Below are 6,000 nucleotides of genomic sequence, written 5' to 3'. Positions count from 1 at the left end.
ACATTACGGATATAGAAAGGCTCTGGAAAAAAATGGAATTATCCAAAGCATGTCCAGAAAAGGAAATTGCTTAGATAACGCCTTGGCCGAAAGCTTTTTTGGTATTATGAAGACAGAATTGCTGTACAGAGAGAGCTTTGAAACTGCAGAAGAATTTATCACTTCGTTAAAAGAATATATTCATTACTACAACAATAAAAGAATAAAAAACAGGTTAAATGGAAAGAGCCCGGTGGAATACCGAGCTCTCGTACAAAAAACTTAATTTTGAATCTGTCCAACTTTTTGGGGTCACACCATTTTTGTCGGAGCTTTTTCTTTATCGATTATGTGATTTTATATTATTTCGCCTTAATCCATGAGGCAATATCGTTAACTAAAGTTTCAGACACACTTACCGCTGCTTGATATTGGGCCATTGTACCTTTTTCTGTTTGAGAACTTAACAGGTGGTTTAAATCTGGGTAAAATTTAAGAACCACATTTTTCTTTTTACTCAAAGCAGCATTCCATAAATCAAAATCTACTTTACCCACCTGAAAATCATTACCGCCCTGCAATACGTATATTTTAGGTTTCGAAAGGCTTTTTGCTACCGCAACCTGATTGTAGGTATTTAAATCTGTCCAATATTTCGCAGGCAGTCCTAAAATTAAAGAATCAGGCTTTATGGTAGTTCCTAACTGCGAAATTCTACTTTTATCAATTTCAACGTAAGCATCTGCCAGTTGCTTTTTAAAGGCAGCTGTTGTATCGTTAGCCTGATCGAACATATACTTATTCTGATCAACAATAATATCCGTTAGTTTTCTGGCAGGTGCTGCTGCCAAAATAATCCCCGCTAAATCAGGTGTTATGGCAGCCATTTTAGGTGCCAGCATTCCGCCTAAACTATGGCCGAATACATAAACAGCTTTAGGATTAGCGCCAACAACAGTTTTTGCGAGTGCAATAGCTGCAGTTGCATCATCCAGCACTTCTTCTTTTACTGTAAATGCTTTATTAAATTCATTCGGGTAGATTAAGGTTCGTTTTACATAACGAACAGAAGCAATTCCCTTAGCGGCTAAACCACCAGCCAAATCTTTAAAGGGTTTATTCGCACCAACTGTTTCATCCATATCGGCCGGACCAGAGCCGTGTACAAAAACCACTACAGGGAAATTTTTAGTATTTTTTGGCATGGTGATAATGGCTGCCAATTGTTTTCCTGCCGGACCAATGTATACCGATTTTTCTTTATATAAACTGGTATCAACATAGGTTGGTTTTAAATAAGCGGCTGCCTTTCGAGACGGCGCGAGGAAAATTCCGACGATTTTCTGTAGTTTATTAAAACCTAAAATAAAGTTTTGATCACCGTTGGCAAATTTACCTTCTACCGTTACTGCAAAAAACTCGCCCTGAGCTTTACTTTGAATGGCGTCTAACGATTCTGCCTTTCCATATTTTGTTCCAATATCTCCCCAAAGTTTCTTTAAATTTTCTTCCGTTAATTTCGTTTTTAAAGTATCATCAAAGAAAGCATGGGCATCTTTAAACTTCTCTTCTTGCAAAAGTTTAAAAAAGTCGTTTGCACCATTGAAGAGCTGGACCACATTTTGAGAAAATGCAGTGGTTGTAAATAATAAAGCAATTATGAATAAAAGGCTCTTTTTCATCCGTATATTTTTGTTTTAATGGTAATGAGATTTCATGATTTATCCTTTTCTGGATCTAAAAAATCATGATGGTATCATGTATTGTGTTTGGTTGTTTACAATACCCAAAGTTAACAATATTTGGTTCTGAAAAGCCGCTAACTAAACTAGCCGTTTAGTTTTAACTAATTTTAACATTTAACGCCAGTTTCTTCCATAAAATATACGGGATAAACATAATCACCAGGGCAATAAGTGGGGGGATTAAAAGTGATATGCCATCGCCAACAAATGCCCTGGAGGCAAAGGCACCAATAAAATTAATCGCAAAACCCGCGTATGCCCATTCTTTAATGGCAATAAATTTATTTTGAAGGATGGATGCCGCTCCAAGCAGTTTTGCAATGCCAACAATAATGAGCAGATACATCGGATAACCGAGGTGTTTAAGCACTTCTTGTCCTGCTTCCTGTTGAGTAATTCCGCCAACGCCATCCATAATCATCATTAATGCAAAAATAATGGTGGTAATCGAATACCATGTTTTTAGCTTCTTCATATTTATCTGTTTTTATCGTAATTTATTAACCAATTATTCCCAAAGCGATCTGTTAAATCACCAAAAAGTGCTCCCCATAATGTTTCCTGTAACGGATGCGAGGCCTTTCCTCCTGCTGAAAGTTTACGGTAAAAAGTCTGGGCCTCTTCTTCCGAATTACAATTCAGCATCATAGAAATCGAATTTCCCTTAATTAACCCACGTTCTTCTACCATATCTGTTGCCATAATCACTAAATCATCTTTAGCCAAAATAGCGCGCATAATACTCCGCTTCATAATATTGGGCATTTTATCAACAATAACCGATTCTCCGATGGTTTCGAAGGTCAATTCTCCTCCCAAACAATCCTGATAAAATGTCATTGCTTCACGGCAGTTGCCGTTAAAAGTGAGATATGAATTTATACTTGCCAATTGGTTTTATTTTTTGATGTCTACCATTAAGCGCACATCGGTTTCATTAATATACATTTCGAGACAATAGCCGTTTGGATCGATGTTAGGCTGATTGAGCAGTTTTTCGAAGATTTTTCCTATTTGGCTAACATCTTTCATAAAATCGGGAACCAGTTCGCTAATAAATGTTCCTTTTTTTATAGTAAAGGTTTCAATACCAAATTTCTCAGCTTCGCCATCTGCTATTTCTTCAACGGCAGCCTTATAAACAATCTCCCGCTTTTTGTTAGGCCTGCTTATTCCAAAATACCTGCGTTGCTTATCAAGTGGAAACAGGGCATGAAGTTTTTGGTGGGCCGCTAAAACGCCGTTGGGGAAAGATTCCGCAGTAATGCACATCACCTTAATATCCTCATTTAAAATATACTCTTCCATTGTCATTATCGGCATTACCGCTTTAAAGAATTAACTGTAAACGATTAACAACACAAACATACGGGCAGAAATTAACAAGCTAAACATGTAGAAACGACAATTGCGGGGGTTGTTTACGACAGATAGCCTCATTATATTTGGATTATGAAACATGTATCTATCTTAATTCCAGAGACTGCCGTGATTGAAGCCATTGCAGATCCCCGCTATCTGTTTACCGCTGTTAACGAATTTTTACAGGCATCGGGCAAACTCCCACTTTTTAAAGTTGAGCTTATAGGGATGACGAAAGAGGTGAGGTTGAACAACAGCCTTTTTTCGGTGCATGCTGATAAATTGCTACATGAAGTTGAACATACCGACCTTATATTTGTACCAGCCATTAGCGGCAATATAGGTTATGCGATGGAAGCTAACCAGGATTTACTGCCGTGGATTATAAAACATCATGCAAAAGGTGCAGAAGTAGCTTCGCTATGTATGGGTGCATTTTTACTGGCTGCAACCGGTTTGTTAGATGGGCGGAAATGTTCTACACATTGGCTGTTTGCCAACCAGTTTAGAGAGATGTTTCCTGAAGTAGAGCTGGTTGATGGGAGTATTATTACCGATGCTCAGGGTTTATACTCTAGCGGTGGTGCAAACTCTTACTGGAACTTACTTTTATACCTGGTTGAAAAACATACAGATAGAGATACTGCCATTTTAGCGGCAAAATACTTCGCTATTGATATCGATCGCGAGAGTCAGTTGGCATTTATGATGTTTCAAGGGCAGAAGGGGCATGAAGATGCAAAAATTAAAAAGGCGCAGGAATTTATTGATGGCAATTACCAGGACCGGATTACGGTAGATCAACTGGCTGATATGCTGGCGTTGGGTAGAAGAAGTTTTGAACGGAGATTTAAAAGTGCGACCAAAAATACAGTAATCGAGTACATTCAAAGGGTTAAAATTGAAGCTGCCAAGCGGAGTTTCGAATCGAGCAGAAAAAACATAACTGAGGTAATGTTTGATGTAGGTTACACAGACACAAAATCGTTTAGAGATGTTTTCAAAAAAATTACCGGTTTAACACCGATTGAGTACCGGAACAAATACCATAAAGCTGTACCTGTTTTGCAGGTTTAACTCATTTATAGAAAAAAAATAAAAAAAATTAAGCTGCACACAATATATTCTATTTACAGCGTTTATGTATGTGAGAGCGTTAATTTAGATGACGGGGATACTGCCTAAGGGTGGAATCCCCGTTTCTTTTTATCAGAGGGCAAAGTTCATGGAGTAGAGCCCATAGCGATCGAAACTCGAAACTCCGTGCCCTATGCTATTAAGCACAAAAAAGGGACATTGTTAAAAAATGTCCCTTTTTAAGATATATGATGGAGTTACGAATTTTAGCTTTCTTTATCAGTAAAATCAACTGGTTTCTTTTCAAAATACTGATCGAAATTTTGCACTTTTTTCGGTTTTAGAATTACATACAATCCTAATCCGATTAATATTAAAGCTGTACTGATTCTTGATAGGTCGAAATCAAAAATGCTTATCGCTTTAAGGGTAAATAAACCACCTATTATCGTTAAAGCTAACCAGCTGCTGCCCTGGAAGTTTTTGCGGTAACCCATCCACAAACCTACACCTAACATGATGGTGTGCCATTTCAATATCCAGTGTGGAACATCTATTCCTGAGTTTCTTAACAAGAACACCGAACCGATTGCTATGATTAAAACACCTAAACCAAATTGTTTATCTGCGTGATTTTTTTTGATTAAATTTTCCATGACTGTTTGTTTTTATAATTCAAATGTATCATGAATACGAATGCTGGAGAATGGCTTTTCCCTTAGTGGCGATGTTTTATCGGTGAGTGAAATAAAACTGTCGGTAAAAAAATTATGTGGGGATTTGAGAAAAGGAGAAATTATCGGTGAAATTATCAATTTTGCCACGGAAACACTAAAAACACGGAATCGAGCTTAACTCCTTAATGCTTAATATTGCTTACCATTAAGAGATTAAGTTCATAAGAGTAAATCTTAAGATTTCTTTATCATTCTTTTTATCAATGACACAATGAGGGGCACAAATGAACCAATGACTAATGAACCAGTGAACTATCATCATTCAAAAATGATAATATTCGTTCCTTCACTCATAATTACTTTTGAAGTGATGTTAATAAATAATCCATGAGCCAATAATCCGTTAATCTGGTTCAGCTTAACAGATAATTTTGCAGGATCATCAATGAGGCCAAAATCGGCGTCGATAATCAGGTTACCATTATCGGTAATAAATGTTTTGTTATCTACAGACCTCAATATACCCTTTCCACCAAACTGATTAATCTGATCGAACACATATTGATAGGCCAATGGAATTACTTCGACAGGAACAGTGAAAGCACCCAATTTTTTAACCTTTTTTGAAGCATCGGTAATGATTATGGCATTTTTACTCAGTGAAGCAATTATCTTTTCTCTAAACAGTGCTCCGCCTCCGCCCTTAATCAAATCAAGTGATTCTGTAAATTCGTCGGCACCATCGATACTGATATCAATTTTGCTTAAACGCCCGAGATCAAGAATCTTGATGCCCAGAGATTTAGCGAGTTCTTCTGTTCGGATGGAACTTGCGGCAGCCTTTATATTAAGCCCTTCTTTTACACGTTTACCTAACTCTTTAATGGCAAAGGTCGTGGTAGATCCCGTACCCAAGCCTACTATATCACCATCTTTAACAAATTTTACTGCAGCCAGGGCAGCTGCTAGTTTTTCTGCATCTTGTTGAGTTTTATCTAAAGTAGCCATAAAGTAAAAATAGGTTTAAATGATAAACATCGCAAAAACGAAAAAAAAATTACTGCTAATGCAATAAATCGTTTTTATAGCGTTTATGTATATGAGAGCGTTAATTTAGATGATGGGGATTCTGCAATAGTGGAATCCCCATTTCTTTTTCC

General features: G+C 37.1%; 8 protein-coding genes. 2 read left to right on the top strand and 6 right to left on the bottom strand.

What is annotated here, in order from left to right:
- Window positions 1–265, top strand: a 265-nt coding sequence (locus EYS08_RS16790; protein ID WP_208745862.1) for an IS3 family transposase, incomplete at its 5' end; no start/stop codon positions are given.
- Between the two features lie 76 nt (window positions 266–341).
- Here the strand turns inward: EYS08_RS16790 and EYS08_RS16785 are convergent.
- The 4 genes from EYS08_RS16785 to EYS08_RS16770 all read right to left on the bottom strand — a co-directional run bounded on the left by EYS08_RS16785 (window position 342) and on the right by EYS08_RS16770 (window position 3,032).
- Entirely contained in the window at window positions 342–1,661 is a 1,320-nt protein-coding gene (locus tag EYS08_RS16785) for an alpha/beta hydrolase (RefSeq protein ID WP_131031111.1), read from the bottom strand.
- Window positions 1,662–1,821: 160 nt separating this feature from the next.
- The gene (locus tag EYS08_RS16780) at window positions 1,822–2,199 is read right to left on the bottom strand and encodes a DoxX family protein (protein WP_131031110.1); all 378 of its coding nucleotides are present in this window, start codon (window positions 2,197–2,199) and stop codon (window positions 1,822–1,824) included.
- 2 nt (window positions 2,200–2,201) lie between these two features.
- Entirely contained in the window at window positions 2,202–2,615 is a 414-nt protein-coding gene (locus EYS08_RS16775; protein WP_131031109.1) for a VOC family protein, read from the bottom strand.
- Between the two features lie 6 nt (window positions 2,616–2,621).
- Entirely contained in the window at window positions 2,622–3,032 is a 411-nt protein-coding gene (locus EYS08_RS16770; RefSeq protein WP_131031108.1) for a transcriptional regulator, read from the bottom strand.
- A gap of 144 nt (window positions 3,033–3,176) precedes the next feature.
- On the opposite strand from EYS08_RS16770, the gene EYS08_RS16765 reads away from it, so the two are divergent.
- Window positions 3,177–4,163: a GlxA family transcriptional regulator gene (locus EYS08_RS16765; RefSeq protein ID WP_131031107.1), complete on the top strand. Its 987-nt coding sequence runs from the start codon at window positions 3,177–3,179 to the stop codon at window positions 4,161–4,163.
- A gap of 266 nt (window positions 4,164–4,429) precedes the next feature.
- On the opposite strand, the gene EYS08_RS16760 is transcribed toward EYS08_RS16765, so the two are convergent.
- Together EYS08_RS16760 and rpiA are read right to left on the bottom strand one after the other, a co-directional pair.
- Window positions 4,430–4,819, bottom strand: a complete 390-nt coding sequence (locus tag EYS08_RS16760; RefSeq protein ID WP_131031106.1) for a LiaF transmembrane domain-containing protein — start codon at window positions 4,817–4,819, stop codon at window positions 4,430–4,432.
- Window positions 4,820–5,158: 339 nt separating this feature from the next.
- On the bottom strand, window positions 5,159–5,848 hold the full coding sequence (rpiA, locus tag EYS08_RS16755) for a ribose-5-phosphate isomerase RpiA (protein ID WP_131031105.1): 690 nt from the start codon (window positions 5,846–5,848) through the stop codon (window positions 5,159–5,161).
- Window positions 5,849–6,000 lie beyond the last annotated feature (152 nt).

This window comes from Pedobacter kyonggii (genome assembly GCF_004310665.1).
GTDB lineage: Bacteria > Bacteroidota > Bacteroidia > Sphingobacteriales > Sphingobacteriaceae > Pedobacter > Pedobacter kyonggii.
This window is presented reverse-complemented; position numbering and strand designations above follow the sequence as displayed.